Below are 24,123 nucleotides of genomic sequence, written 5' to 3'. Positions count from 1 at the left end.
CGTGCCCAAGGCGCTGGAGCTACTTGTAGCAGCGCTGGGCAGCTTTGTAACCGCGGCGGCGTAGCAACTGGTTGCTACGCCGCGTCGTTTTCGTCCATCCGGCGGTCCAGTACCTTAACCATACCGGCCATGCGGGCAACCACGAGGGCGTGTATTTCGGGGTCGTTGAGATTAAGCCCATCATTGCGGGCCATCAGGTAACGGGTAAGCGTCGCGTTGTCGTCGAGCGTAGCAGAAAGCTCGCGCTGAGCGGCCTCCCAATCGGCGTTGTGCTCAGCCTGCAGGTACTTGAACCGCAACTCAATGATACGGCTGACGAGCACCGACAAGTGCTTCAATACCCCCTCTTCTGCCTCCGATAGTACCCGCTCTTCCTGCCCGATTACGGCCATCATACCGATGCGGGAGCCATCGGGCGTGCGTAGTGCGGCGCCGGCATAAAAGCTTAGGCCCATCTGCAAAGCCACATCGGGCTTGATAATCTGGCAGCTGTCAGGCGAATAGTCGGACGTAACGATGGGGACATCGACCAGGATGGCCGCCGAGCAAAGGCTGGAGTTGCGGGGTAGTTCGGTAAGGTCGTCGGCTCCGGCTACCGCCTTAAACCAGACGTGTTCCTCGTCAACCAGAGAAATTACGGCAATGGGGGTATTAAACAGCTGTGCTGCCCAGGCAACGTATTCGTCAAAAATGGGCTCAGGGGGTGTGTTAGCAATCTGGTAAAGGTGCAGGGCCCGCAGCCGGGCGGCCTCATCGGCTGGTATCAGGCTGTCGGGAAAGGAAATGCGCATGCAGTAAATTTAGTAGTTAGCCGGAGAAACCGGCAGATCGAGCAGCACAAAACGGGCATCGGCCGTCGCCTGAATTTCGAGTACATGCTCATCGGTGGCCCGCAGCTGGTCGCTGGTGCCTACATCGAGGCCGTTTACAAAAAGGTGCCCATCGAGTACATAAATGAAAGTGTTTCGGATGGGAAAGGTTTTGAAGCGCACCGTTTCGTCGGCATCGAGGTTGCACCAGTAAATAGTGCTGTTGGAATTGATGTAGAGCAGATCTTCGAGCACTTTCTGGCCCGAGGCTATCGGAACCAGCTTGTTGCTGGTATCAAACAGGTTGATGTCCTTCTGCTCGTAGCTGGGTGCCAGCCCTGGCTGGCTGGGCAGCAGCCACATCTGAAAAATATGCGTGGGCGTATCGGTGGCGTTCATTTCGGCGTGCGCCAGGCCGGTGCCGGCCGTAATACGCTGCGCGTCGCCCTTCTTCACCACACCGCGGTTGCCCACCGTGTCGTCGTGTTGCAGTTCCCCATCAAGCACCAGCGTAACAATCTCCATTTCGGAGCGCGGCTGCTGCGGGTAGCCACCCTTGCCCTGAATAGTAGCATCGTTAAAGGCCCGCAACGGGCCAAAATGCTCGTTATCGGGGTCGTTGTAATCGGCGTAGCTAAGCAGGTAATAGCTGCTTAGCCAGTTGGTGGGGGTAGCATGGTAACGGTCGGTGGCAGGAATCAGCTTCAGCATCGGGAGAGAGAAATCAAGTGAGTACTGTACCGATTTACGCAGCCCGCCCCCGGAAGTTAGCTCCGGATGCGGACTGCCCCATAACATCCGGCCCCGCCGCCAGTGAAGGCAACAGGGCCGGAGTGAGAGTGAAAGCCTGAATGCAGATGCTGGTTCAGAGTTCGTTGAAAGCAGCTGAATCGGGGGAGCCTGCTGCTGTTGCCCTGATTTGCTACACCTTTTTCATCGTGCTCACCTGCTGCTGCAGGTCGAGCACAATGCTGGCGAGCCGCGTCAGCGAAAGGTCGGCAATCGGGAACGTGCTGCTGATGTACGCCTTGGCCTCCCAGATTTCCACTACGTCCTCCACATCAATTTCGTAGGGCGAGTACAGCGGATTGTCGGAATGCAGCGCCAGCATAGCATTGTCTTTAAGGCGGTTGAACACCCGCTTGAATACAATGCCTTCCTTGCTGCTGACGATGATGCAGGGCGTACCATCCTTGAGGTTCAGCCAGTCATCAATGTAGCGTCCCACGATAACGGTGCCGCTGGCAATGGGCAGCATCGAGTCGCCGGCAATTTCGAAGGCCCGGAACGTGCCCGAACTGCCCAGCATCGGCAGCCGGAACTTGGGCAGCTCCTCCAGGTACTCGGGGTCGGCGTAACCGTTGAGGTAACCGGCGGCGGCCTTCTGGGGCACCAGCTCAATGTTCTCGTTCTGTTCCCGGTCCACGGTCAGGGCCAGAATGCGCAGCTTACCCCCGCCCGCATGCACGGCGCTGGTGTCGGTGGCCGCCATCTGGGCGTTCTGGGCCTGCAGCTGGGCAGCGGCTTTGGCGTTCTTTTTCTTGCTGAAGTCGGTGGTTACCAGTGCATCGAGTGTGATGCCAAACAGGCGGGCCATGTTCACGAGGGTTGCCAGCTTGGGTTCGGCCCGGCCTTCTTCATAAGCACCCACCAACGAGCGTTTGATGCCGAGTTTTTCGGCCATCTGCGCCTGGGTAAGACTCAGCTCGCGCCGCCAGAATTTAAGGTTCGTATTAATCATAACGCAGAGGGAGCCGGGGAAACGGGGCAAAAAAGGCCTATAGGGACCGGCTCACGAAGATAAGAACTCCGCTACGATAATACTAATTCAATTAGCTGAAAACTTTACTAAAATTTTTACGATAAAGCCTGCTGACTATTGGGTTGGCCCAACGGCTACCCTTCGCCGCGCAGCCGCCGGAAGTACTGTTGCGCCAGCCGCAGCCGGAAGTAGTCGTAGTCTTCGCGCAGGTGGTCGAACAGGTCGCGCAGCAGCGGCTGGCCGCCGAGCTGGGCTACGGCCGTTTGAATGTTGGCTAAATCCTGCGACGACAGGAAATCTTCCAGCCGCAACTCGAACCCGTTGGTATACAACGTCGTCAGGTGGCTTTGGATGGTACTTAGGGCCAGGCCGCGGCGCTCGGCAATGGCCTCGGGGCTCAGGCCCATGCGGTGGAGCTGGTAGGTGGTTTCGACCGTCGAGCCAGCCTCCGTATTCGCCTCTTTCTTGCGCGGGGCGCGGGGCGCGCCGGCATCATCGGGGTCGAGGCCGGTGGGCAGTGCATCGTCGAACTCGGCCTGGGCGGCGGGGTTGCCGCCGTGGGCCATCACCTCCCGGATAAAGGCCTCGCCGTAGGTATCGAACTTCTTCATGCCCACACCCGAAATGCCCAGCATAGCCACCCGGTTTACGGGGCGCTCGGCCGCCATTTCCTGGAGCGTAGAATCGGTGAAGATGACATAGGGCGGCACGCCCTGCTCGTCGGCAATGCGCTTGCGCAGGGCGCGCAGGGCCTCGAACAGCTGGGCCTCGCGCGAAGCGGCAGGCACGGCAGCCGTAGCGGCGGCTTTGCGGCCCCGCGGCTTCTTCTCGGCCTTCTCGGCGGGCTGAAACTTCTTCATCGACACCGGCCGCTGGCCTAGCAGCACTTCGCGGCCCAGGTCCGTTATTTTGAGCGCGTAGCCTTCCTCGTAGGCAATGTACACCAGCCCGTCGTTCAGCATCTGATGCACGTAGCTGTACCAGTCGAGGTAGGGCAGGTCGCGGCCGGCACCGTAGGTTTTTATCTGGTCGTAACCGCCGCTGAGTACGGCCTGGTTGCGCATGCCGCGCAGCACATCAATCAGCAGGCTGATGCTGAGCCGCTCGCGCCCCCGCACCAGGGCCGAGAGGGCCTTCTGGGCTATTTCGGTGCCGTCGAAGGTGGTGGGTGGGTTGCGGCAGATGTCGCAGTTACCGCAGTCGTGGGGCAGGGTTTCGCCAAAGTAGTTGAGCAGGATGCGGCGGCGGCAGCCGGCGGCCTCGGCAAACTGCTGCATGCGCTCCAGCTTGGTGAGGTTGAGCTGGTTGAGCTGGGGGTTTTCTTTGGTGAGCATGTCGCGCAGGCTCATCACATCGCCAAACGAGTAGAACAGCAGCGCTGTGGCGGGCGAGCCGTCGCGGCCGGCCCGGCCGATTTCCTGGTAGTAGCCCTCGATATTTTTGGGCAGGTTGTAATGTATCACCCAGCGCACGTTGCTCTTGTCGATGCCCATGCCGAAGGCAATGGTGGCCACAATCACCTGCAAGTCGTCCTTCAGAAAGCCTTCCTGCACCGCACTGCGCTGGTTGGGCGTGAGGCCGGCGTGGTAGTAGCCGGCCTTAATACCCTTGGCCTGAATTTTCTGGGCCAGCGTTTCGCACTGCTTGCGGCTCAGGCAGTAAATGATGCCCGCCTCGCCCTGGTGGCGCTCCAGAAACTCCAGAATGCCCCCTACCCGATCCTGGCCCGGCCGCACAATGAGGTTGAGGTTGGGCCGGTCAAAACTCGACAGAAACACCCGGGGCTTGCTCAGGCGCAGCTGCTGCTGAATGTCGCGGCGGGTGAGGCGGTCGGCGGTGGCGGTGAGGGCAATGATGGGCACCTGCGGAAACTGGTCGCGCAGCACCCGCAGCTGGGTGTACTCGGGCCGGAAATCATGGCCCCACGACGAGATACAGTGGGCTTCATCGATGGCGAACATGCTCACGCGCAGCCGCTTGAGAAAGCTCAGAAAACCGTCGGAGAGCAGCTTTTCGGGGCTCACGTAGAGCAGCTTGAGGTGGCCGTTGAGGCAGTCGGCGGCAATGTTGTTGGCCTCGCTGCTGCCCACACTGCTGTTGATGTAGGCCGCCGGGATGCCGTTGGCCTTCAGGGCCTCCACCTGATCCTTCATCAGCGCAATTAACGGCGAAACGACGATGCAGACGCCTTCCTGCACCACGGCCGGCACCTGGAAACACACGCTTTTGCCGCCGCCGGTGGGCATGAGCACCACCGTGTCCTGCCCGCCCATAATGTTGCGGATAATGTCCTCCTGCATCGGCCGGAACGTGTCGTAGCCGTAGTACTTTTTGAGCACGAGGCGGGCAGATTCGATGGTCGGGGCGAGGGGTTCGGCGGCGAATAGCATAGCGCAAAGGTACAGTAAATGGCGGCGGCGGAAAGCAGGAAATGAACCCGCACAAAGCGGGAATCGTGCACGCAGCCTGCAAAATCGTGCACGAACGACTGTCGTGCCCCACCCGTACAAAGGGTACTAACCATGTCGAGGAATAAGGATTCTGAGCTACTTGCTCACAACACTTGGCTTGGAACAGGTAGCCCAGGTTCCTCTTTCATCGACATACCATTCATTCCAAACCCTTCCATTATTATGGCTCAATCCACCACTTCCGCCACCCAAAACCAGCAGGTCCTCGACGCCCTCGCCCGCTGCATTGCCGCCTGCGAAACCTGCGCCACTGCCTGCCTGCAGGAAGATGACATCAAAATGATGGTACCCTGCATTCGCCTCGACCGCGACTGCGCCGATATCTGCCGCCTCACCCACGCCTTCATTGCCCGCGGCTCCGACCACGCCCAGCACGTGCTCAAAGAGTGCATCGAAATTTGCCAGAAGTGTGCCGATGAGTGTGGCAAGCACCAGCACGACCACTGCCAGCAGTGCGCCGAGGCCTGCCGCGCCTGCGTGGAGGCCTGCAAGAGCTACCAGAAGTAGGACAGAAGTACGCAAATGCGGATATAGCGCGAAGCTTCAGTTTCGCGCTATATCCGCATTTTGCAGATTGCATACCAGAACGGCGTAGGGTGCGGGGCCTGTCCCCGCCCGCCGCTGAACGAATCCTATGCGGACAGTTCAACGGCGGGCGGGGACAAGCCCCGCACCCTACGCCGTTCTGGTAGCTTTGGGCTACTTCGCTAGTTCCAGCACTACCGCCGTTTTAGCGGGCAGCTGCAGCGTGGTCAAGTTGGCTATAGCCTCGCCTGTCAGTACGTTTTTGGCTTTTGTGAAGCCGCTCATGCGCTCCGAAAAGCGGGCGGTGGGCAATGATGCCTCCTTGTCGGTTGTGTTGGTGGCGACCATTACGGTGCCGTTGGCATCGTAGCGAAAATACACGTAAAGGCCGTTTTCGGGCAGGTACTGCATCAGCTGGCCCGAGCTGAGCGTGGGATGCGTGCGGCGGTAAGTAGCCAGGGTGCGCACAAAGTTGAAGGCGTCGTTTTCGGCAGCAGTGCGGCCGGCGGCCGTGAACTTGTTGGCCTGGTCGCCGGGGAAGCCGCCGGGGAAGTCGCGGCGCACTTCGGCATCCGAGGGGTCCTTGTAGTTCTTCATCAGGATTTCGGTGCCGTAATAGATGCTCGGAATGCCGCGCGTGGTCAGCATCCACGTCAGGCCCATTTTAAATTTGGCCACGTCCTCCCCTACTTCCGACAGAAAACGGTTGTGGTCGTGGTTGTCGAGGAAGGTGACGAGTTTGTTGGGGTCCTGGTACACAGCATCCTGCGCCAGGGCCTGGTATACGCGCTGGGCGCCATTGTCCCAGCCGGTGGCGCCGGGGGTGCCTACTTCCTTCAGGGCCGCCAGCATGCCGCCTTCCAGCACAAAGTCGAGGGCGCCGGGCTGGTTGGATTTGAAGGGAAAATCAATCTTGTTACGCACGTAGTAGGCCTGGTCGACCACGTTGTTCACCCACGACTCGCCGAAGATGTGGATGTTGGGGTATTGGGCCAGCAGCGCCGCGTTGCAGCGGTTCATGAAGGGCTGGTCGTTGTAGAGGTAAGTGTCAATCCGCCAGGCATCCACCCCAAAGTTTTCGACCGACCACAGCGCGTGCTGAATCAGGAAGTTGGCCACGTAGGGGTTCTGCTGGTTGAGGTCGGGCAGGAAGGGCACGAACCAGCCGTCGGTGGTCACAAGCCGGTCGGTTTTGGCGGCGTGTGGGTCGGTGATGGGCTGGTAGCGGTAGCTGGTGTTGGTGTAGCTGGGCCACTGGTGCAGCCAGTCCTTGGAGGGCAAATCCTTGACGAACCAATGGTTGATGCCCACATGGTTGTACACGGCATCCTGCACCACTTTCAAGCCCTTGGCGTGGGCCTGCTGCACAAGGTTCAGGTAGGCCGCGTTGCCGCCCAGCCGCTTATCCACGGTGTAGTGGTCGGTGAAACCGTAGCCGTGGTAGGCCGAGCGCATGGCACCGCCTTCGTCTGTGAGAGGCTGGTTGTTTTCAATAACGGGCGTAAACCACACGGCCGTCACGCCCAGATCCTGCAGATAATCGAGCTTCTGGGCCGCGCCCTGCAAGTCGCCGCCGTGGCGGAAGAACGGGTTGGTGCGGTCGGCGTTGGGGTCGGCCAGGTCTTTGAACTTGTCGTTTTTCGGGTCGCCATTCACAAACCGGTCGGGCATGGCCAGATAGATCAGGTCGGCATCCGTTACGCCCTGGCCCTTGGGGCGGTTGTCGCGGGCTTTCAGCTCCCATTTGTGGGTGATGAGCTTGTTGCCCCGCCGGCCCACCAGCCGCACGGTACCTGGCTTGGCCTCGGGCGCAATCGTGAGGTCGAGGAAGGCGTAGTTGGGGTTCTCGACGGTGTGGGTTTCGGTGAGCGTGACGCCCGGATGTTCGATAGTATAGGCCAGCGTACCGGCCTGCGGGCCGTACACGAGCAACTGCACTTTCGGCTCCTGCATGCCCACCCACCAGTTGGTGGGGTTTACGCGGGTGATGGACTGGGCCGTTGTCAGCAGTGGCAGGAGCAACAGCAGGAGCAGGAGTTTTTTCATGGGGCGGGGTGGGTTGGAGGGGTAAGATAAGCTGGGATTTGGGCGTAATAGAACGTCATGCTGAGCGCAGCGGAGCGTAGTCGAAGCATCTCTACCGCTTCGTTGCAATGACTGAGCAAACGAAAGGGTTGGCACTGGGGTAGAGATGCTTCGACTGCGCTCCGCTGCGCTCAGCATGACGTTCGGTTTTTACTCCCCAACTCCCTCCTCGCCTTCCTTCACCACCTTGCGGGTGCCCCGGTACAGCTCGTACTTCAGCAGCCGGCAGTCGATGGGGCCGTTGTAGAGCGGGATGCGGCGGCTGGCTTTGAGGCCCACGCGCTTGGCGGCCTGCAGGTTGCCGGTAAAAATAAAGGCGTCGTAGCCCTGGAAGCCGGTTTTGAGCGTGTCGCCGATGGTTTTGTACAGCTCGTCCATTTCCGTTTCCTCCCCGATTCGCTCGCCATAGGGTGGGTTGGTGAGCACGATGCCGGGCGCGGCGCGGGCGGGCGCGGTGGCGTCCTTCACGTCGCGCACGCCCAACCGGATGAAGTCTTCGAGGTCGGCGGCGGCTATGTTTTCGCGGGCCAGCTCAATGAAGTCCCGGCTCAGGTCGGAGCCACCGATGTAGCACTGGGGCTCCTCCAGCCGCATCTGCCGCGCATCCATCTGCACGGTTTCCCAGAGCGCCGCATCGAAATCGGCCCAGTGCTCGAAGCCAAACTTGCCCTGGTGATACAGCCCCGGGGCGATGCGCTGGGCAATGAGTGCGGCTTCGGTGAGAATGGTGCCCGAGCCGCACATGGGGTCCACAAGGGTCGTTTTGCCGTCCCAGCCGGCCAGCAGCAGCAAACCGGCGGCCAGGGCCTCGTTGAGAGGGGCCACGTTGGTTTGCTGGCGGTAGCCGCGCTTGTGCAACGATTCGCCCGAGGCATCGAGGCTGAGCACCACCTCGTTTTCGAGCATGTGCAGGTGCAGCCGAATGTCGGGGTTGCGCACGTCCACGTTGGGCCGCTCGCCGGTGCGGTTGCGGAACTGGTCGACAATGGCGTCTTTGGTGAGCTGGGCCACGAACAGCGAGTGCTCCAGGTTGGACTTGTTGACGACGGCCGTAATGGCAAACGTCTGGTCCTGGCGCAGGTACTTGCTCCAGTCGATGCGGCCCACTTCGCGGTACAGGGATTTTTCGTCGGGAGCCGCGAAGCCGGCGAAGGGCCGCAGGATGCGGACGGCCGTGCGGCACCACAGGCAGGCTTCGTAAAGCAGCTGCTGGTTGCCGCTGAACTCGATGGCCCGCTGCCCCACCTTCTCGATTTTAGCGCCCAGCGCCCGCAGCTCCTGGGCCAGCACTTCTTCGAGCCCGAACTGGGTGGTGGCGGTCATGTAAAACGGCTGGTCGCGGCGGTTGGCAGACATAGGGTAGTTTCAGGTGAAGCCGCAAAGGTCGGGACTTGCAGCGGAATCGGCGGCAGACGTTTATCTTCGGTACTTGTAATCATTTCGAGAATCAAAAATTCCAGTGTAGGCACTTGTTTGAGTCTGCACCTCAAAGAGAGCCAAACGTCACTATTGGAAAACCAGCTATATGTCTGAGCATTCAATAAACATTGAAAATATACTGAGCAAGTTATCAGCATCTCTGTTAAATGCAGACCAAGTTGCAGAAATACTAGGCAACCCATTGGAATATCCAACAGAGACTATTGAAATAATATCTATTGAAACTGCTTTAAGATATTGGAATAAAGAAATAGAGTATATAACCGGTGACTACATTATGAACAATATATATTCTTTCTGGTGGACAAATGATAATTATTTTGCAAAATACGGCTTTTCAGACATAGCATGGGAATGTTTTGATGCATTTGATTCTGGCGAGTATCGTCATCCTAATGATGATACCAGTATAGACCCAGTAGATAAATACACTAGACCAATGATCAAAAAGTTCTTATTAAGCCAGAAATTAATAATCTGAAAGACGAGCACACACATGCAACTACAATTATCACACGCTTTTAAAAATTGAAAAAACCAAAATCATTAGATTCATAAGTATCCATGCCTGCCCTCCAACGCTTCCTCGACGCCCAGCAGTCCACCTACCCAACAGCCCTAAGCGAAATCCAGAACGGCCGCAAGCGCAGCCACTGGATGTGGTTCATCTTCCCGCAACTAAAAGGCCTGGGCTTCAGCGAAACGGCCCGCTTCTACGGCATAGCAGATGCAGCCGAAGCGGCCGCCTACCTGGCCCACCCGGTGCTGGGGCCGCGGCTCGTGGAAATCTGCGAGGCGCTGCTGCAACAGCCCGGCACCGACGCCACCCGCATCTTCGGCAGCCCCGACGATGTGAAGCTGCGCTCCTCGATGACGCTGTTCGGGGCCGTGCCGGGCGCGTCGGCAGTATTTGGGCGGGTGTTGGAGCGGTTCTATGATGGCCGGCCTGACGCCAAGACACTGGCGCTGCTGAAGTAGTTGAACGGTGTAGAAACGCGACCCATCGCGTCTTGGCGTTAAACGACGACACCGGGCAAAACCACTCGTTGGAACGCTACCCAACCGCCGGGGAAGGCAAAACCACTCGTCGGAGAGCTCCCGGAACTTCCGGGAGGATAGAACCAATCGGTGGAAGGCTCCCGGGCGTTCCGGGAGGATAAAACCAATCGTTGGAAGACTCCCAGGCGTTCCGGGAGAGTAAAACCGATTGGTTTTGCCCTCCCGGAACGCCTGGGAAGGCAGAACCAATCGGTGGAGAGCAGTCGGGAAGCCGTAGCGGTCTTCCAACAGCTGTCGCGAGGCGCCAAGGTGCTTGTGCTGCCAGTAGCTGTCCAACGGCCTCTGCCCGGTGCAGGGGCCGCGTCGGTTTGGGACAAGCGCCTATCTTTAAGGCCGCATATTTCCCCTGATTCCCACAAATGGCCGCTCCCCTCGCCTCCTCCCCCGCTACTGCCGCCCCGGCCGCCGCCCGCTCCTACCTGGGGCCGATGGTGCTCATGACGACCCTGTTCTTCCTGTTCGGGGCCGTCACCAACTTCAACGACGTGCTCATGCCCTACCTCAAGGACGTGTGCCAGCTCACCGACTTCCAGTCGACGGCCGTGCAGTCGGCTTTTTTTGGGGCCTATTTCCTGATGTCGTTGCCGGCCGGGCGGGTGCTCGAAAAGCTGGGTTTCCAGCGCGGCATTGTGCTGGGGTTGCTGGTGATGGGCGTGGGGGCGCTGCTGTTCGTACCGGCCGCCAATTCGCGCACGTTCGGTCTGTTTCTGCTAGCGCTGAGCTTTTTGGGAGCTGGTATTACGCTGTTGCAGGTGGCGGCCAACCCCTACGTGAGCGTACTGGGCCCGGCCCGTACCGCCGCCAGCCGCGTGAGCATTGTGGGCGTGGCCAACGGGCTGGGTGGCACCCTTTCACCCCTCATCGGCGGCCTGATTCTGTTCGGCGGTTCCACGGTTCTTAAGGCCCAGCTGGCTCAGCTGCCGCTGGAGCAGCGCCTCAGCGAGGAAGCCGCGCTGGTAAAGCCGCTCTACGTAGGGCTGGCCGTGTTTCTGGCGGTGCTGGCGCTGCTGTTTTTCCTGGTGCGCCTGCCCGAAATCGAGAGCCTGCCCGCCGATGAGGACGCCGCCACCGCGCAGGCTGCTGCCGAAACCGGCCGCTCGTCGGCCCTCAGCTTCCGGCACCTGACGCTGGGCGTGGTGGCCATTTTCGTGTACGTGGGCGTGGAAGTAGGCATCGGTTCGTTCATCATCCGCTACGGCGAAGCCCAGGACATCCGCCAGCTCAGCGGCTTTACGCAGGAGCTGGTGCGCATCCTCAGCCTGGCCACCAACTGGGCCGCCGCGCTGTTCGGCAACACGCCCGAGGCCATCGACACTTCAGCCGGTTTCACGAAGGCCGTGGGCGCGGTGCTGGTGGCCTCCTACTGGTTTGGCGTGATGGTGGGCCGCATTATCGGCATTCCGCTGCTCAGCCGCTTCGATGCCCGCAAGCTGCTGGCGGGTGTGTGCGCCGCGGGCGTGACGCTGGTAATCTTCTCCATTTTCAGTACAGGCGAAACCGCGCTGTGGCTGGTGGTACTCTGTGGCTTGTGCAACGCCATTATCTGGCCCGTGGTGTTCCCACTGGCCATTACCGGACTGGGCCGCTTCACCAAACAGGGCTCCTCATACCTGATTATGGCCATCGTGGGCGGAGCCATTATTCCGCCGCTCATGGGCCTGCTGGCTACCCACGGCGGCGGCCTGCGCGTGGCCTTCATCCTGCCCGCCCTTTGCTACGCCTACCTGCTGTTCTATGCCCTGAACGGCTACCGGGTGCAGCGCTGAGTTAGCTGTTAGAACGTCATGCGGCGTGCAGTGAAGAACGATGTAGGGGCGAGGCTTGTCCCCGCCGTTAAACGAATCCCACGCGGACCGTTCAACGGCGGGCGCGGACAAGCCCCGCCCCTACATCATCTTTTACACTTCTAGCAAGATAACAGCCCCTTACTGTTCGTTCAGGCTCCAGTTGTACTCTTTGTAGCTCAGCTTCGCGTCAGGGGCTATCTTCTGCTTGGCGTAGCGGTTCACGGCATCCTGAATGGAAGTGCTACCATTTTTCTTGAAGTCGCCGGGGTAAAAGCTGTAGATGGCCGACAGCGTGGGCGTAGCAGCGGGCGTGAGGTCGTTTTTCTGGGGGTTGTTGATGAAGCTGCGGCCCTGGTCGGCGAGCTGCTCCTGCACCGTAGCCCCCACATATGCCTCCTGCCGCAGCGGTGGGCAACTCATGGCGGCGCACACCAGCGCGTAGTGGATCCGGTTGTCGTCGAACTGCTTGCGGATGATACGGTGTTCGATGTCGTTGAGCGTGTAGCGCTTGCCACCGAGCGGGATAAAATCTTGGTCCCAGACGGTGTTGACGAAGATCTTGTCGCCGCCCAGGTCTTTGATGCTCTTCACTGGATACGACCGGATGATGCGCTGCAGCGTGAAGGCGTTGTAGGCGTTTAGCCAGTAGGCCAGCTTCTCATCGGCAGGCGAATTCCTGGCCGGCAGATTGTCGCCGAGGGTTTTTAGGTATGCGTTGAGTGAGGCGCTGTCCTGCTTGAGGCCCTTGTAATTCACCATTCCCTGCTCATCGACGTACTTCTTGAGCAGCCCATCCCAGGCCGAATGGTCGAGGGTGCGGCCGTCCTGGGAAGTCGGGTTGAGTGGAATCAGGTAGCCAACATAGCCGCAGCCGGCAGAAGCCAGCGTGCCGGCTGCCAGCAAAGTACCCAGCGCCAGGCGGGAAGTAAAACGGGAAATGCGCTGCATAGCAGAAAGAGGGATTTCAGTGAAGGACTGGCCTGCAAGGCCGGGCTGGCATATACGAGATTTGCCGGCAAAACGGTGTAGGGGCGGGGCTTGCCCCCGCCCGCCGTCCGCCCCGTTGCAACGATAATCGTTCAGGCGGCGGGCGGGGGCAAGCCCCGCCCCTACGCCTTTCTATTGGCAACCGGCAACTGATGTACCTTTGGGCTCTCACTGTTTTACCCGCTGCCATGAGCCACGCCCCTGTTCTCGAAGCCCATGTTTCGCTCCGTCCCTACAACACGTTCGGCCTCGATGTAACGGCCCGCTGGTTTGCCCGCTTTGCTTCGGTTGATGAGCTGCGGGCCCTGCTGGCCCTGCCCGAGGTGCAGGCCGCCGAAAAGCTTATCCTGGGGGGCGGCTCCAACCTGCTCTTCACTCGCAACTTCGAGGGCGTGGTGCTCAAAAACGAAATCCGAGGGCTGGAAGTCACCGACCAGGACGAGGAAACAGCTTTGGTGCGGGCGGGCGCCGGCGAGTCGTGGCATGAGTTGGTGCAGTACGCGCTGGGCCAGGAGTTGAGCGGCATCGAAAACCTGTCGCTGATACCGGGTACGGTGGGTGCCGCGCCGCTCCAGAACATCGGTGCCTATGGGGCCGAGCTGAAGGATACGTTTGAGCAACTGGAGGCGCTGGAGTTGGCTACCGGCCGGCTGCGCACGTTTTCGGCGGCCGAGTGCGGCTTTGGCTACCGCGAAAGCGTGTTCAAAGGCCCGCTTAAAAACCAGTTCATCGTCACCAGCGTGCTGCTGCGGCTGCACCGCCAGGCGCGCCCCAACGTGCGCTACGGCGACATCCAGACGACGCTGCAGGACATGGGCATAGCGGGCGAGCCTACGCCGCTGCACATCAGCGAGGCCGTCAGCAGCATCCGCCGCAGCAAGCTGCCCGACCCGGCCCAGATTGGCAATGCGGGCTCGTTTTTCAAGAACCCCGAAGTGTCGCAGGCCAAGTTCGATGAGCTGAAAGGCCAGTTTTCCGAGTTGCCGGGCTACCCCGTGCCGGGCGGCGTAAAGGTGCCCGCCGCCTGGCTGATTGAGCAGTGCGGCTGGAAGGGCCAGCGCCGCGGCCCCCACGGCGTGCACGACCGGCAGGCGCTGGTGCTCGTGAACCACGGCGGCGCGCAAGGCCAGGATATCCGCGACCTGGCCTACGAAATCATTGCCTCAGTGCGCGAGAAGTTCGGCATCGAGCTGCACCCCGAAGTGAACATTATGTAGCCCAGGTTGCTGACTGCGGGCTAGCACTAGCCTGTAACTCAGAATATATAACTACAGCCCGGCTGACGCGGGCGTCATATAAACTTCACCCGGCAGGTTCGTTTTTTGCGGCTGAAATCAAGACCTTTGCCTGTAACTGCCGGCGTGCAGCAGTGCTTTTTCACCCTCGTTTCACTTTCTCATTTGATGAAAAAATTACCCTTGCTGGCGTTGCTGCTGAGTTTGGCCGGCTGGCAGTCGGCGCAGGCGCAAACTGCTATTACCATTGGGGCCGCCCGGGCTCAGGCTCCGGCCTTCAATACCTCGGGAGCCACCGTTACGCTGCGGGGCATTGTTACCAACGGCGCCGAGTTGGGGTCCATCCGCTATATGCAGGACGGCACCGGCGGCATTGCCGTGTATTCGGCCACGCAGCTGAATGATGTTGTAGCCGGCGACTCCATTCTAGTTACCGGCGTGCTCAAGGATTTCCGGGGGCTGCTCGAAATTGACCCCATCACCTCGCTCGAAGTGGTAGCCGGCAACCGGCCGCTGCCTAAGCCCGTCGAGTTTTCGGTGGCCACGGCTACGGCCGCCTACGCCGAGCAGTACGAGGGCCAGCTGGTGAAGCTGGTAGATGCCACCACCGTAACCACGGTTGCGGGTGCGCCGGTATCGGCCTTTTCGGCCAACACCTCGTACCGCGTGAGTGGCAACGCCGCCACCGTGATGTACGTGAACCGGGCTTCCGACGGCCCCGACGGACTGGTAGGCAAGCCCTCGCCCACCGGCAAGTTCGATGTGGTCGGCATCATGAGCCAGTTCACCAACACGGCTCCTACCGGGGCCGGCACCGGCTACCAGCTGCTGCCGCGCCTATACGCCGACTTCCGGCAGGGCAACACGCCTAACTTCCTGGCTACCCCCTACCCCACCAACATCAGCACCACCGGCTTCACAGTAAACTTCGTTACCCAGAATGCTGGCAGCAGCAAGCTGGAGTACGCCGCCAGCCCTGCCGGGCCGTTTACGGCAGTAACTAACACGGCCAGCACCACCAGCCACAGCCTCGCCATTACGGGCCTGCAGCCGGCTACCATTTACTACGTGAAAGCCAGCAGCACCAACGCCGTGGGCCTCTCCGAGTCGCGGGTAGTGCCCATGATTACGGCTTCGAACTCGACGGGCAAGATGCGCACCTACTTCACCAACCCCGTGAATGCGGCGCTGGCTTTGCCCGGCAACACCGCCCTGCACCTGCCCAACGGCGCCATGGCCGACACGGTGGCCCGCTACATTGGCCTGGCCAAGCAAACGCTCGATATTGCCATCTATAACTGGAACAGCGCCACGATTGTAGCCGCCGTAAATGCCGCCAAAACCCGTGGTGTGGCCGTGCGTGTTATCTACGAAGGGGAAAACGCCAACATCAGTATCGCCAGCCTCGACGCGGCTATTCCGCGCATCAAGCGCCAGACGCTGCAGAACATCATGCACAACAAGTTTGTGGTGATTGACGCCAACAGCACCGAACCCAACCAGCCCTGGGTCTGGACCGGCTCAACCAACTGGACGCCCGCCCAGCTCAGCACCGACCGCAACAACTCCATTGCCGTACAGGACCAGTCGCTGGCCCGCACGTACACCGTCGAGTTCAACGAGATGTGGGGCGGCGGCACCCAGGCTACGGCCCTGTTCGGCTCGCGCAAAACCGATAATACGCCGCACTACTTCAACATTGCCGGCAAGCAGGTAGAGTCGTGGTTCTCGCCCACCGACAACGTGAACGGCCGCCTGATCGACGCCATCCAGTCGGCCGATAAGGACCTGCACATTGCCACCATGCTGCTCACCCAAACGGACATCGGCAACGCCATTGCCAACCAAATCCGGACCAAAAACATAGCCGGCTGCTCGGAGATGCTGATGGAGAGCATTCAGGCCAACTCCGCGGCTCAGGACATCTTCGACAACATCAAAACCGTGCTTGGCGCGCGCCTCATGCTGGACAACCCGTCCGGCATCATGCACCACAAATACGCCATCATCGACGCCACCGCGCCGCAGTCGGACCCGCAGGTGTTCGTGGGCTCGCACAACTGGAGCCTCTCGGCCAACACCGAAAACGACGAGAACACGCTGATTGTGCACGATGAGCGCATTGCCAACCAGTACTACCAGGAGTTTGCCCAGCGCATTGCCGACCAGAACAACGGCGTGCAGGTATGCAACCTGGTGCTGGCCACCAAAAACGCCAGTATCCAGCGTAGCAGCGTGCAGGTGTACCCCAACCCCACCACCGGCAAGTTCCGCCTGCGGGTGCAGACGGGTGCCGCCCGCACCGCCCGCGTAGTGCTGCGCGATGCCACCGGCCGCGTAGTGCTCGACCAGACCAAGCCCCTCAACGGCCAGGACGTGAGCGTAGACGCCTCCGCCCTGAAAGCTGGCCTCTACATGGTGCAGATTGTAACCCCCGAAGCCACCCAGGTTGGCCGCGTAGTGGTAGAGTAGGTTGCCATAACGGAGAGGTGAGAATTTTCACCGGTTCTGGCAAGTCGTAAAAGGCAGCTCCCGAAACGGGAGCTGCCTTTTTTTAAACTGATTAGCAATATATTACTGCGCTTTACAGCAATGCGGCCACCACTTACCGTATGCCTGTCAACGACCTTTCCATCCACTCTCTTTACTATCCATATGCGTGCAAATCGGCTTTACCTTACGGTTATCCTGCTGGCCGGCGTCTGGGGCGGGGCCCACACCGCTCTGGCACAGCAAACCTCCGCATATGTTCGACCTCCTGCAGTTTTAACCGAACCCATCGTTGTGCTGAATTCCAACATCATTATCAGCGGCATACTGCATGAAGTGAACTCGAACGATATCAAAGCGGTGAAGGTGTATAAGGGCAACAAAGCAGACTATCCTGCTCAGCTCCGCAACCTCGGGGTGGCCGTCGTCGATGTACAATCGTCTGAGCGCATCAAGAGCCAGTCGTTTGCCGAACTGGGCAAGCAACTGGGCATAAACGGGCCGGTGCTGTTCGCCCTAAACGGACACCCGCTCGACGCGCCAACAGTGGCCGGCCTGCGCATTGCGCCGGCTGCTATCGGCCAACTGCACATTGTACGCCCCACGGCCGGGCAACCCGCCACGCTCGTGGATGTGTGGCTGGCTCAGTCGCCCAAGCCCGAGCATGCGCCCGGCACTATTATGATTCGCGGCACTGCCGGAGGCTAAGCAGGAGTTGCCAGGAAGCCCACAGCAAGTAAAGCAAAGAGCGGCGCCCCAGTGTGGGGCGCCGCTCTTTGCTTGGCAGGCAATTTACCAAACGGGTGGCAAAGGTCTACTGTTGTGCCTTCCAGCGCCGCGCGGCCCATTCCTGGCGCTGCTCGGGCGTCTGGAAGGTCCAGGCCACGATGCGGCTGATTTTCTGGCCCTGCTTCATCTCGATGGTGCGGGTTTCGGGCGAGCCGGCTAGCTTAAGGAAGTGGTAGATGCTGGGCAGGGTGTCCTTTTTAGAAATGAGTGTGCTGAACCACAGCACCCGTTCGCGCACGCCCACGCTCTGGGCCACCATGCGCTTGAGGAAGCCCTCTTCGCCGCCCTCGCACCACAACTCCGTGTTCTGCCCCCCGAAGTTGAGCACCGGCGCACCGCCGGCCGTTTTGGGGTAGCCCAAGTTGCGGCCCTTGCGGCGGCTGCCGCTGGCGGCCTCCTCGGCCGAGGAATGGAACGGCGGGTTACATACCACCAGATCGAACTCCTCGCGGGGCTTCACAATGTCCTCGAACACGAAAGCCTGATGGCTCTGCACGCGCAGCTCCACGCGGTTAGCCAGCGCCGGATTGGCCGCCACCATGCTCTTGGCTGCTTTTAGGGCTACTGAATCGGTTTCGGAGCCCACGAAGCGCCAGCCGTAGGCCTTGCTACCGATGATGGGGTACACGCAGTTGGCTCCCACCCCGATGTCGAGCACGTGTACGGCTTTGTCGGTCGGCGCTACTCCCCCATTGTCGGTGGCCAACAGGTCGGCAGCGTAGTGGATATAATCGGCGCGGCCGGGGATGGGCGGACAGAGGTAGCCAGCCGGCACGTCCCAGTGCTGCACGTCATAGTGCTGCCGCAACAACGCCTGGTTCAGGGCCTTCACGGCGGCGGGGTTGGCGAAGTCGATGCTGTTATCACCGGCCGGATTGGACACCACGAAAGGCGCAAGGGCGGGGCTGGCGGCCGTGAGTTGGGCGAAATCGTAGCGGCCGTTGTGGGGGTTGCGAGGATGCAAGAGTTTTGGGGTACTAAAGGTGAAGAAGCGCCCGAAGAAGCGGGCCGCTTTTTGGCAAGTTACGGCTTTAATAGACCGTCATGCTGAGCGAAGCGGAGCGCAGTCGAAGCATCTCTACCACAGTAGTAAACCCAACTTTAGGGTTGCCATTGCAGTAGAGATGCTTCGACTGCGCTCCGCTTCGCTCAGCATGACACCGTTTTTTCGGCTGTCAAATTACACACTCTACTTCAACACCGCCACCGTCACGCCGTCGCCGCCGCGGTCGGCGTGCTCGTCGGCTACGCTGGCTACCTCGCGGGTGCGGTGCAGGTAGTCGCGGGCAATCTGGCGCAGCACGCCGTTGCCGCGGCCGTGCAGGATTCTGATTTCCGGGATGCCCAGCATGATGGCATCATCGACGTAGCTCTGGATTTTGGTTACGGCATCCTCGGCCCGCTCGCCGCGCAGGTCCAGCGTGGGGTTGAAGCTGGCCATGCGGCCGGTGGTATTGAAGCCCGAACCCGCATACTGAGCCGGAGCCAGCCGGGCCGCCTGCTTTTCCCGCTCCCGAATTTCGGAGCGCGTAAGCTTTTCGAGCTGGCCAATCTTGACGATGGTTTTCATGCCCCCAAACGACACCTCGGCCGTTTTACCTTTCACGGCCATGATTTCGCCGTGGCCCTCCTGGCCCAGCAGCGCCACTTTGTCGCCGGGTTTGAGGGTGGCGGCGTCGGCCAGCTCGCGGGTGGCGCGGGCTTTGGGGGGCTCAATCTGTAGCTTCTCGCGCACAAACGTGTCGAGCTTGCCGCGGGCCTCCTTGGTGCGCTCCTTGTCGGCCTGGCCCAGCCGGATTTCCTGGATTGTCGCCTCAATCTGCTGGTTGGTGTCGCGCAGCAGGGTTTTGGCCTGGGCTTTGGCCGTGCGCAGGGTTTCCTGGGTGGTGTCGTCGAGGTAGCGCTTGAGGTCCTGGTATTCCTGGGCGGCTTTCTTGAGGCGGCGCTCGGCCTTGGCGGCTTCGGCGGTGCGCTGCTCCAGCTCGGTTTTCTCTTTTTCGAGGCCTTCGAGCAGCTGGTCGTAGCGAATCTTATCCTTGCCCACGAGCTGGCTGGCCCGCTCGACGAGCTGGCGGGGTAGACCGATTTTGCGGGCAATTTCGATGGCAAACGACGAACCGGGCTTACCGATTTCGAGGCGGTAAAGCGGCTGCAGCTTATCGGGGTCGTAGCGCATGGCCCCGTTCACGATGCCGGGCGTGCGCTCGGCATAGTTTTTCAGGTTGGTGTAGTGGGTGGTAATAACGCCGAACGCGCGGGCCCGGTTGAGCTGCTCCAGCACGGCCTCGGCAATGGCTCCGCCCAGACTAGGCTCGGTACCGGTACCGAATTCGTCAATCAGCACCAGGCTGCGCTTGTTGGCCAGCGTGATGAACTGCTTCATGTTGAGCAAGTGCGAGGAGTACGTGCTCAGGTCGTTTTCCAGGCTCTGCTCGTCGCCGATGTCAATGAAAATATCGTCAAACATGCCGGCCTCCGACTTCTCGCCGGCCGGAATCAGCAGCCCGCACTGCAGCATGTACTGCACCAAACCCACCGTTTTCATGCTCACCGACTTACCGCCGGCATTCGGCCCCGAAATCAGCAGGATACGCTGCTCGGGCGTCAACTCGATGTCGAGCGGAACTACCTCGCGGGGGTCGGTTTTGGCGTGGGCCAGGAAAGTGAGGTAGAGCAGCGGGTGGCGCACTTGTTTCCAGCGCAGCATTGGCTGCGGGTGCAGCACCGGCAGCGTGGCTTCGAGGCGGCGCGCCAACTGGGCCTTGGCCCGGATGAAATCGATGAGGCCCAGGTACTGGTAGGCCTTGCGCAGGTCCGGAATATGGGGGCGCAGCTGGGCCGTAAGCTGGGTGAGAATGCGCATCAGCTCGCGCTGGTAGGCATTGTCGAGGTCCTTGATGTCGTTGTTGAGCTCGAACACGGCCTCGGGCTCAATGTACACCGTCTGGCCCGTGGCCGACTCGTCATGAATCAGGCCTTTCACGCGGCGCTTGTGCTCGGCCACCACCGGCAGCACCAGCCGCCCACCCCGGATGGTAGGCTCGGCCCCCTCCGGCACCCAGCCCTGCTGGCGGGCATTGCGCAGGATGCTGCCAATCTGCTTGCGCAGCATCATCTGCCGCGAAATCAGCTCCTGGCGCAGCTGGCGCAGCAGCGGCGAGGCATCATCGCGCACCTGGCCCTCGTCGTCCACCACTTTGTCCATAGCGGCCAGCAGGTTGCGGTCGACCTGCACGCCGATGCCCAGCAGGCGTAGCGTAGGAAACAGGTCGTCCTCGGCCCGCGAGAAAAACATGAGCGCCTCGCGGATGGTGCGCAGGCTCATCTTGATGGCGAAAAACGCCGATACATCGAGGTAGGAGCCGGGCAGGCTGGCCCGTACCAGGTAAGGGTTTACATCGTGGTAGTGGCTGCCGGGGAAGTCGACGCCGCTGTTGAGCAGCTGGCGAAATTCATCGGTTTGCAGCAGCAGCTTCTGGAGCTGCTCGGCCTGCGTCTGGAAGCTCATCTTGCTTACAAAGTGCCGGCCCAGGCCACTCAGGCACAACTCATTGAGCATGTCCCGCAGTTGGGAGAAGCCTATTTTCTGCTCGAAATTCTGAGGTAGAATCAAAAGAGGTAGTTCGTATTGGGTAACTTGAATGGCAGTGCGAAGGTAAACAGCAAATGGGCCGGGAAAGATTCAGGGATGTAGCGCGAAGCTCCAGCTTCGCGCATCGGTGCACGGTTACAGCTGGCGCGGCAGTCAGCAACGACACGCGAAGCTGGAGCTTCGCGCTACATTTCGCGCTACATCTCCCCTTCCACCCCCAGGCCAAACAGCGCGAAATCGTACTTCACGGGGTCCAGCGAGTCGAAGGTGCGCAGGTGGGCGGTCAGGTCTTCGGCGGCCAACCAATCGAGTTGCTTGCGCTCCAGCAAACCCAGGCGGCGGGCCACGCGCTCGACGTGCACGTCGCAGGGGCAGATGAGGTCGGCGGGCGAGAGGCGCGTCCAGAGGCCGAAGTCCACGCCGTGCTCGTCCTGCCGCACCATCCAGCGCAGATACATATTGAGGCGCTTGCAGGCCGAACCGCGGGCGGGCGTGGCCACGTGCTTACGGGTGCGCTGGGGCGCATCGTCGAGGCTGAAGAACAGGTTGTGGAAGTTCTCCAGTCGCTGCTTCTGGGTATTGCCGTGCAGGAAAGCGTCTTCCAGCGACGCGTGCTGCCCGTAGTACCAGCGCAGCCAGTGCACAAAGTACAGCAGGTCGGTGTCGCAGAAGGTGCGGTGGCAGAAGCCCAGCAGCCGTTTCAGGTCGTCGTCGTGGTGCTGGGTGATGAACTGGTGGGGGGCATCGTCCATGCGCCGTAGCAGCTCCCGGCACTTGCTGATGATGGTGGGCCGGCGCCCCCAGGCCAGCACGGCCGCAAACAGCCCACTGATTTCTATATCGGGCCGGGCCGAGAACTGGTGCGGAATGCTGATGGGGTCGAGGGCAATAAAGCCGGACTGGTCGTAGCGGCGGTACTTCTCGTCGAGCAGCGCCCGCACCTGGGCGTGGTTCATGTATTAGTACTGAGTAGTGGGTAGTGGGTAGTGAGTAATGAGACTGACGCTTTACAGTCGTTGGTATTAGCCAAGTCGAGTCTCACTACTCACTACCAACTGCTCAGTACTCGACGGCTTACGGCACATAGCTGGTTTCCACGCGGAAGCGTTGGTCGGGAGTGGCGAGGCGCTGCACGGCACGCTTGGAGAGGCGCAGCAGCACTTTGTCGTTTTCACCGGTGTCGGGCAGGCGGCCGATAACGCGCACGTACACGGCCTGGCCGTTCATGATGTTGCGCACCTCCATGATGGTGCCCACGGCGGCCGTTTTGTGCAGGGCCAGGTACTTATCGGAGGCATCGGTAGGAATGACCATGGCCAGGCCGCTTTCCGTGACGCGGCGGCCCGCCTCGTTGACGCGGGCCGGGGCGGGTGCCGACGTGTCTTTGGTTTCGGGCGTTACGGCCGGCGAACTGGCTTCGTCGCGGGCCTTTTCGCGCTCGGCGTCGCGGGCCACGGCTTTCTCGCGGGCCGTGGGGCGGGCGGCAGCCACTACGGGTGCCGGCGGGCCAGCCGCCCCGGTGGCCGGAGCGGCTATAATTACCACTTCATTTACCCGCACACTGTGGTCGGCCGCAAAGCCGTTGAGACGGGCCAGCTCAGCGGGCGTAGTCTGGAAACGGCGGGCAATGGCGTAAAGCGTCATGCCGGGCGTTACTTTGTACACCCGGTTGCCGTTGGCATCAGTGGGCAGTGCGCGTACCGACGCAGCCGGAGCAGCAACTGTGGATGTGGCCGGCCGGGCAGCGGTGGCGGGGGCAGGCGTGAGCACCACGCGGGTGCGCGGAATAAGTACTATCTGGCCCAGGTTGAGCTGGCCTTTCTGGCCCGAATTGGCCTCCACAATATCCTCAACGGGCACTTTGTAGCGGCGCGAAAGGCCGTAGATAGTCTCGCCGGCCGTTACGCGGTGGCGAATCAGCAGCTTGTTGTTGCGGTACTCCACGCCGATGGAATCGGGCGGGGCTACCGGCGCGGGAGCGGCCCAGGCAGACAGGCCGGAGAAAACGAGAGCAGCAGTCAGCAACGAAAATCGGGACATAGGAGAGCAGTACACAAAGCAGACGAGCAAACCGAAACCGGCGCAGCTGCATAAACTTTGCCTAAAGTTACGGATTCGGGCCGTAGCACCACCCCTGTGGCCTATAATCCGGTTATCCGGGAGCCCACCCGGACTTCTGTGGCCGGCAGTTCGCGGGTTTTGCCGTTTCTTGCGCTCTATCCACCTGCCCCTCCTGCTATGCTCGCCATCGGCATCATTCCGGCCCGCTACGCCTCCACTCGCTTACCCGGCAAACCGCTCATCGACCTGGGCGGCCAGACCATGATAGAACGGGTGGTGCGGCAGGCCCAACTAGCCAACCTGCAACGAGTGGTAGTGGCCACCGACGACGAGCGGATTCTGAAGCATGTACGCGGCTTCGGTGGTGAGGCTGTACGCACAAACTCCGACCACCCCAGCGGCACCGACCGGGTGCGCGACGCCTACGAGCAGCTGGGCGTAGCAGCCGACTGCGTCGTCAACATCCAGGGCGACGAGCCGTTCATTCATCCCGACCAGATAAACGCGCTGCTGGCCTTGTTTGCCGACCCCACCACCCAAATCGGGACGCTGGTGAAGCCGGTCATCAGTGAAGAAGAACTGTTCAGCCCGCACCTGCCCAAAGCGGTACTCGATGGCCGGGGTCGGGCACTGTATTTCAGCCGCCACCCCCTGCCCTACCAGCGCCAGTACCCGCAAAGCGAGTGGCTGCAGCACCACCGCTACCTGCGCCACATCGGCCTTTACGCCTACCGTCCCGCCGTGCTGCGCGCCCTCACCCAGCTGCCACCCTCGCCTCTAGAGCTGGCTGAAAGCCTCGAACAGCTCCGCTGGCTCGAAGCCGGCTACCCCATCCAAACCGCCGAAACCGAGCTGGAAACCATCGGAATTGACACACTGGAAGACGTGGAGCGGGCGTTGCGTTTCCTCGGAAGTTGAATCTGGATTGCGCAAAACGGCCGATGAATACCCCATTTTAGGGGTGTTCATCGGCCGTTTTTACTCTGATACTTCAAGCTGCGAAGTGAGTTTGCCGAAACGATGTAGGGGCG

19 protein-coding genes are annotated in these 24,123 nt (G+C 60.9%); 8 read left to right on the top strand and 11 right to left on the bottom strand.

Annotated elements, in window-relative coordinates:
- Positions 1 to 74 precede the first annotated feature (74 nt).
- The 4 genes from J7E24_RS10880 to recQ all read right to left on the bottom strand — a co-directional run bounded on the left by J7E24_RS10880 (position 75) and on the right by recQ (position 4,961).
- Positions 75 to 791 (bottom strand): GAF domain-containing protein, encoded by a 717-nt coding sequence (locus tag J7E24_RS10880; protein WP_215138008.1) that lies wholly within the window; start codon positions 789 to 791, stop codon positions 75 to 77.
- Positions 792 to 800: 9 nt separating this feature from the next.
- Positions 801 to 1,520 (bottom strand): pirin family protein, encoded by a 720-nt coding sequence (locus tag J7E24_RS10875; protein WP_215138006.1) that lies wholly within the window; start codon positions 1,518 to 1,520, stop codon positions 801 to 803.
- Between the two features lie 211 nt (positions 1,521 to 1,731).
- Complete coding sequence (locus J7E24_RS10870; RefSeq protein ID WP_215138004.1) at positions 1,732 to 2,550, bottom strand: LexA family transcriptional regulator; 819 nt, start codon at positions 2,548 to 2,550, stop codon at positions 1,732 to 1,734.
- 155 nt (positions 2,551 to 2,705) lie between these two features.
- Positions 2,706 to 4,961: a DNA helicase RecQ gene (gene recQ, locus J7E24_RS10865; RefSeq protein WP_215138002.1), complete on the bottom strand. Its 2,256-nt coding sequence runs from the start codon at positions 4,959 to 4,961 to the stop codon at positions 2,706 to 2,708.
- A gap of 243 nt (positions 4,962 to 5,204) precedes the next feature.
- Between recQ and J7E24_RS10860 the strand changes: the two genes are divergently transcribed.
- The gene (locus tag J7E24_RS10860; protein WP_215138000.1) at positions 5,205 to 5,549 is read left to right on the top strand and encodes a four-helix bundle copper-binding protein; all 345 of its coding nucleotides are present in this window, start codon (positions 5,205 to 5,207) and stop codon (positions 5,547 to 5,549) included.
- Positions 5,550 to 5,741: 192 nt separating this feature from the next.
- On the opposite strand, the gene J7E24_RS10855 is transcribed toward J7E24_RS10860, so the two are convergent.
- Together J7E24_RS10855 and J7E24_RS10850 are read right to left on the bottom strand one after the other, a co-directional pair.
- The gene (locus tag J7E24_RS10855) at positions 5,742 to 7,613 is read right to left on the bottom strand and encodes a glycoside hydrolase family 13 protein (RefSeq protein WP_215137998.1); all 1,872 of its coding nucleotides are present in this window, start codon (positions 7,611 to 7,613) and stop codon (positions 5,742 to 5,744) included.
- A 189-nt stretch (positions 7,614 to 7,802) separates the two neighbouring features.
- Positions 7,803 to 9,008, bottom strand: coding sequence for a class I SAM-dependent RNA methyltransferase (locus tag J7E24_RS10850; protein WP_215137996.1), 1,206 nt, complete (start codon positions 9,006 to 9,008; stop codon positions 7,803 to 7,805).
- A gap of 169 nt (positions 9,009 to 9,177) precedes the next feature.
- On the opposite strand from J7E24_RS10850, the gene J7E24_RS10845 reads away from it, so the two are divergent.
- The 3 genes from J7E24_RS10845 (at position 9,178) to J7E24_RS10835 (ending at position 11,917) form a co-directional block, all read left to right on the top strand.
- Positions 9,178 to 9,573 (top strand): hypothetical protein, encoded by a 396-nt coding sequence (locus J7E24_RS10845; RefSeq protein ID WP_215137994.1) that lies wholly within the window; start codon positions 9,178 to 9,180, stop codon positions 9,571 to 9,573.
- Between the two features lie 83 nt (positions 9,574 to 9,656).
- Positions 9,657 to 10,070, top strand: a complete 414-nt coding sequence (locus J7E24_RS10840; protein ID WP_215137992.1) for a DUF1810 domain-containing protein — start codon at positions 9,657 to 9,659, stop codon at positions 10,068 to 10,070.
- 440 nt (positions 10,071 to 10,510) lie between these two features.
- The gene (locus J7E24_RS10835; protein WP_215137990.1) at positions 10,511 to 11,917 is read left to right on the top strand and encodes a sugar MFS transporter; all 1,407 of its coding nucleotides are present in this window, start codon (positions 10,511 to 10,513) and stop codon (positions 11,915 to 11,917) included.
- A 159-nt stretch (positions 11,918 to 12,076) separates the two neighbouring features.
- Here the strand turns inward: J7E24_RS10835 and J7E24_RS10830 are convergent, their stop codons facing one another.
- Positions 12,077 to 12,886: a DUF547 domain-containing protein gene (locus J7E24_RS10830; protein ID WP_215137988.1), complete on the bottom strand. Its 810-nt coding sequence runs from the start codon at positions 12,884 to 12,886 to the stop codon at positions 12,077 to 12,079.
- A 227-nt stretch (positions 12,887 to 13,113) separates the two neighbouring features.
- Here J7E24_RS10830 and murB point away from each other — a divergent pair, with 227 nt between their 5' ends.
- From murB to J7E24_RS10815, 3 genes are all read left to right on the top strand, one after another.
- On the top strand, positions 13,114 to 14,142 hold the full coding sequence (murB, locus tag J7E24_RS10825) for a UDP-N-acetylmuramate dehydrogenase (protein ID WP_215137986.1): 1,029 nt from the start codon (positions 13,114 to 13,116) through the stop codon (positions 14,140 to 14,142).
- A gap of 186 nt (positions 14,143 to 14,328) precedes the next feature.
- Positions 14,329 to 16,632, top strand: a complete 2,304-nt coding sequence (locus tag J7E24_RS10820) for a phospholipase D-like domain-containing protein (RefSeq protein ID WP_215137984.1) — start codon at positions 14,329 to 14,331, stop codon at positions 16,630 to 16,632.
- A gap of 183 nt (positions 16,633 to 16,815) precedes the next feature.
- Positions 16,816 to 17,358, top strand: coding sequence for a hypothetical protein (locus J7E24_RS10815; protein WP_215137982.1), 543 nt, complete (start codon positions 16,816 to 16,818; stop codon positions 17,356 to 17,358).
- A gap of 106 nt (positions 17,359 to 17,464) precedes the next feature.
- On the opposite strand, the gene rlmF is transcribed toward J7E24_RS10815, so the two are convergent.
- The 4 genes from rlmF to J7E24_RS10795 all read right to left on the bottom strand — a co-directional run bounded on the left by rlmF (position 17,465) and on the right by J7E24_RS10795 (position 23,071).
- Entirely contained in the window at positions 17,465 to 18,403 is a 939-nt protein-coding gene (rlmF, locus tag J7E24_RS10810) for a 23S rRNA (adenine(1618)-N(6))-methyltransferase RlmF (protein WP_215137980.1), read from the bottom strand.
- 225 nt (positions 18,404 to 18,628) lie between these two features.
- Positions 18,629 to 21,052, bottom strand: a complete 2,424-nt coding sequence (locus J7E24_RS10805) for an endonuclease MutS2 (RefSeq protein ID WP_215137978.1) — start codon at positions 21,050 to 21,052, stop codon at positions 18,629 to 18,631.
- A 176-nt stretch (positions 21,053 to 21,228) separates the two neighbouring features.
- Positions 21,229 to 21,987 carry a TIGR02757 family protein gene (locus J7E24_RS10800; RefSeq protein ID WP_215137976.1) on the bottom strand — a complete coding sequence of 253 codons (759 nt, stop codon included), beginning with the start codon at positions 21,985 to 21,987 and terminating at the stop codon, positions 21,229 to 21,231.
- 118 nt (positions 21,988 to 22,105) lie between these two features.
- Entirely contained in the window at positions 22,106 to 23,071 is a 966-nt protein-coding gene (locus J7E24_RS10795) for a LysM peptidoglycan-binding domain-containing protein (protein ID WP_215137974.1), read from the bottom strand.
- A 198-nt stretch (positions 23,072 to 23,269) separates the two neighbouring features.
- On the opposite strand from J7E24_RS10795, the gene kdsB reads away from it, so the two are divergent.
- Positions 23,270 to 24,010 carry a 3-deoxy-manno-octulosonate cytidylyltransferase gene (gene kdsB / locus J7E24_RS10790; protein ID WP_215137972.1) on the top strand — a complete coding sequence of 247 codons (741 nt, stop codon included), beginning with the start codon at positions 23,270 to 23,272 and terminating at the stop codon, positions 24,008 to 24,010.
- Positions 24,011 to 24,123: the final 113 nt, after the last annotated feature.

The sequence above is a fragment of the Hymenobacter sp. ISL-91 genome (assembly GCF_018613725.1).
Taxonomy (GTDB): Bacteria; Bacteroidota; Bacteroidia; order Cytophagales; family Hymenobacteraceae; genus Hymenobacter.
This window is presented reverse-complemented; position numbering and strand designations above follow the sequence as displayed.

Coding starts and splice junctions, on each gene's coding strand:
- kdsB (WP_215137972.1), top strand. CDS start 23,270: ATGCTCGCCATCGGCATCATTCCGGCCCGCTACGCCTCCACTCGCTTA.
- J7E24_RS10800 (WP_215137976.1), bottom strand. CDS start 21,987: ATGAACCACGCCCAGGTGCGGGCGCTGCTCGACGAGAAGTACCGCCGC.
- J7E24_RS10815 (WP_215137982.1), top strand. CDS start 16,816: ATGCGTGCAAATCGGCTTTACCTTACGGTTATCCTGCTGGCCGGCGTC.
- J7E24_RS10830 (WP_215137988.1), bottom strand. CDS start 12,886: ATGCAGCGCATTTCCCGTTTTACTTCCCGCCTGGCGCTGGGTACTTTG.
- J7E24_RS10845 (WP_215137994.1), top strand. CDS start 9,178: ATGTCTGAGCATTCAATAAACATTGAAAATATACTGAGCAAGTTATCA.
- recQ (WP_215138002.1), bottom strand. CDS start 4,961: ATGCTATTCGCCGCCGAACCCCTCGCCCCGACCATCGAATCTGCCCGC.
- J7E24_RS10855 (WP_215137998.1), bottom strand. CDS start 7,613: ATGAAAAAACTCCTGCTCCTGCTGTTGCTCCTGCCACTGCTGACAACG.
- J7E24_RS10850 (WP_215137996.1), bottom strand. CDS start 9,008: ATGTCTGCCAACCGCCGCGACCAGCCGTTTTACATGACCGCCACCACC.
- J7E24_RS10795 (WP_215137974.1), bottom strand. CDS start 23,071: ATGTCCCGATTTTCGTTGCTGACTGCTGCTCTCGTTTTCTCCGGCCTG.
- J7E24_RS10880 (WP_215138008.1), bottom strand. CDS start 791: ATGCGCATTTCCTTTCCCGACAGCCTGATACCAGCCGATGAGGCCGCC.
- J7E24_RS10840 (WP_215137992.1), top strand. CDS start 9,657: ATGCCTGCCCTCCAACGCTTCCTCGACGCCCAGCAGTCCACCTACCCA.
- J7E24_RS10875 (WP_215138006.1), bottom strand. CDS start 1,520: ATGCTGAAGCTGATTCCTGCCACCGACCGTTACCATGCTACCCCCACC.
- J7E24_RS10860 (WP_215138000.1), top strand. CDS start 5,205: ATGGCTCAATCCACCACTTCCGCCACCCAAAACCAGCAGGTCCTCGAC.
- murB (WP_215137986.1), top strand. CDS start 13,114: ATGAGCCACGCCCCTGTTCTCGAAGCCCATGTTTCGCTCCGTCCCTAC.
- J7E24_RS10870 (WP_215138004.1), bottom strand. CDS start 2,550: ATGATTAATACGAACCTTAAATTCTGGCGGCGCGAGCTGAGTCTTACC.
- J7E24_RS10835 (WP_215137990.1), top strand. CDS start 10,511: ATGGCCGCTCCCCTCGCCTCCTCCCCCGCTACTGCCGCCCCGGCCGCC.
- J7E24_RS10820 (WP_215137984.1), top strand. CDS start 14,329: ATGAAAAAATTACCCTTGCTGGCGTTGCTGCTGAGTTTGGCCGGCTGG.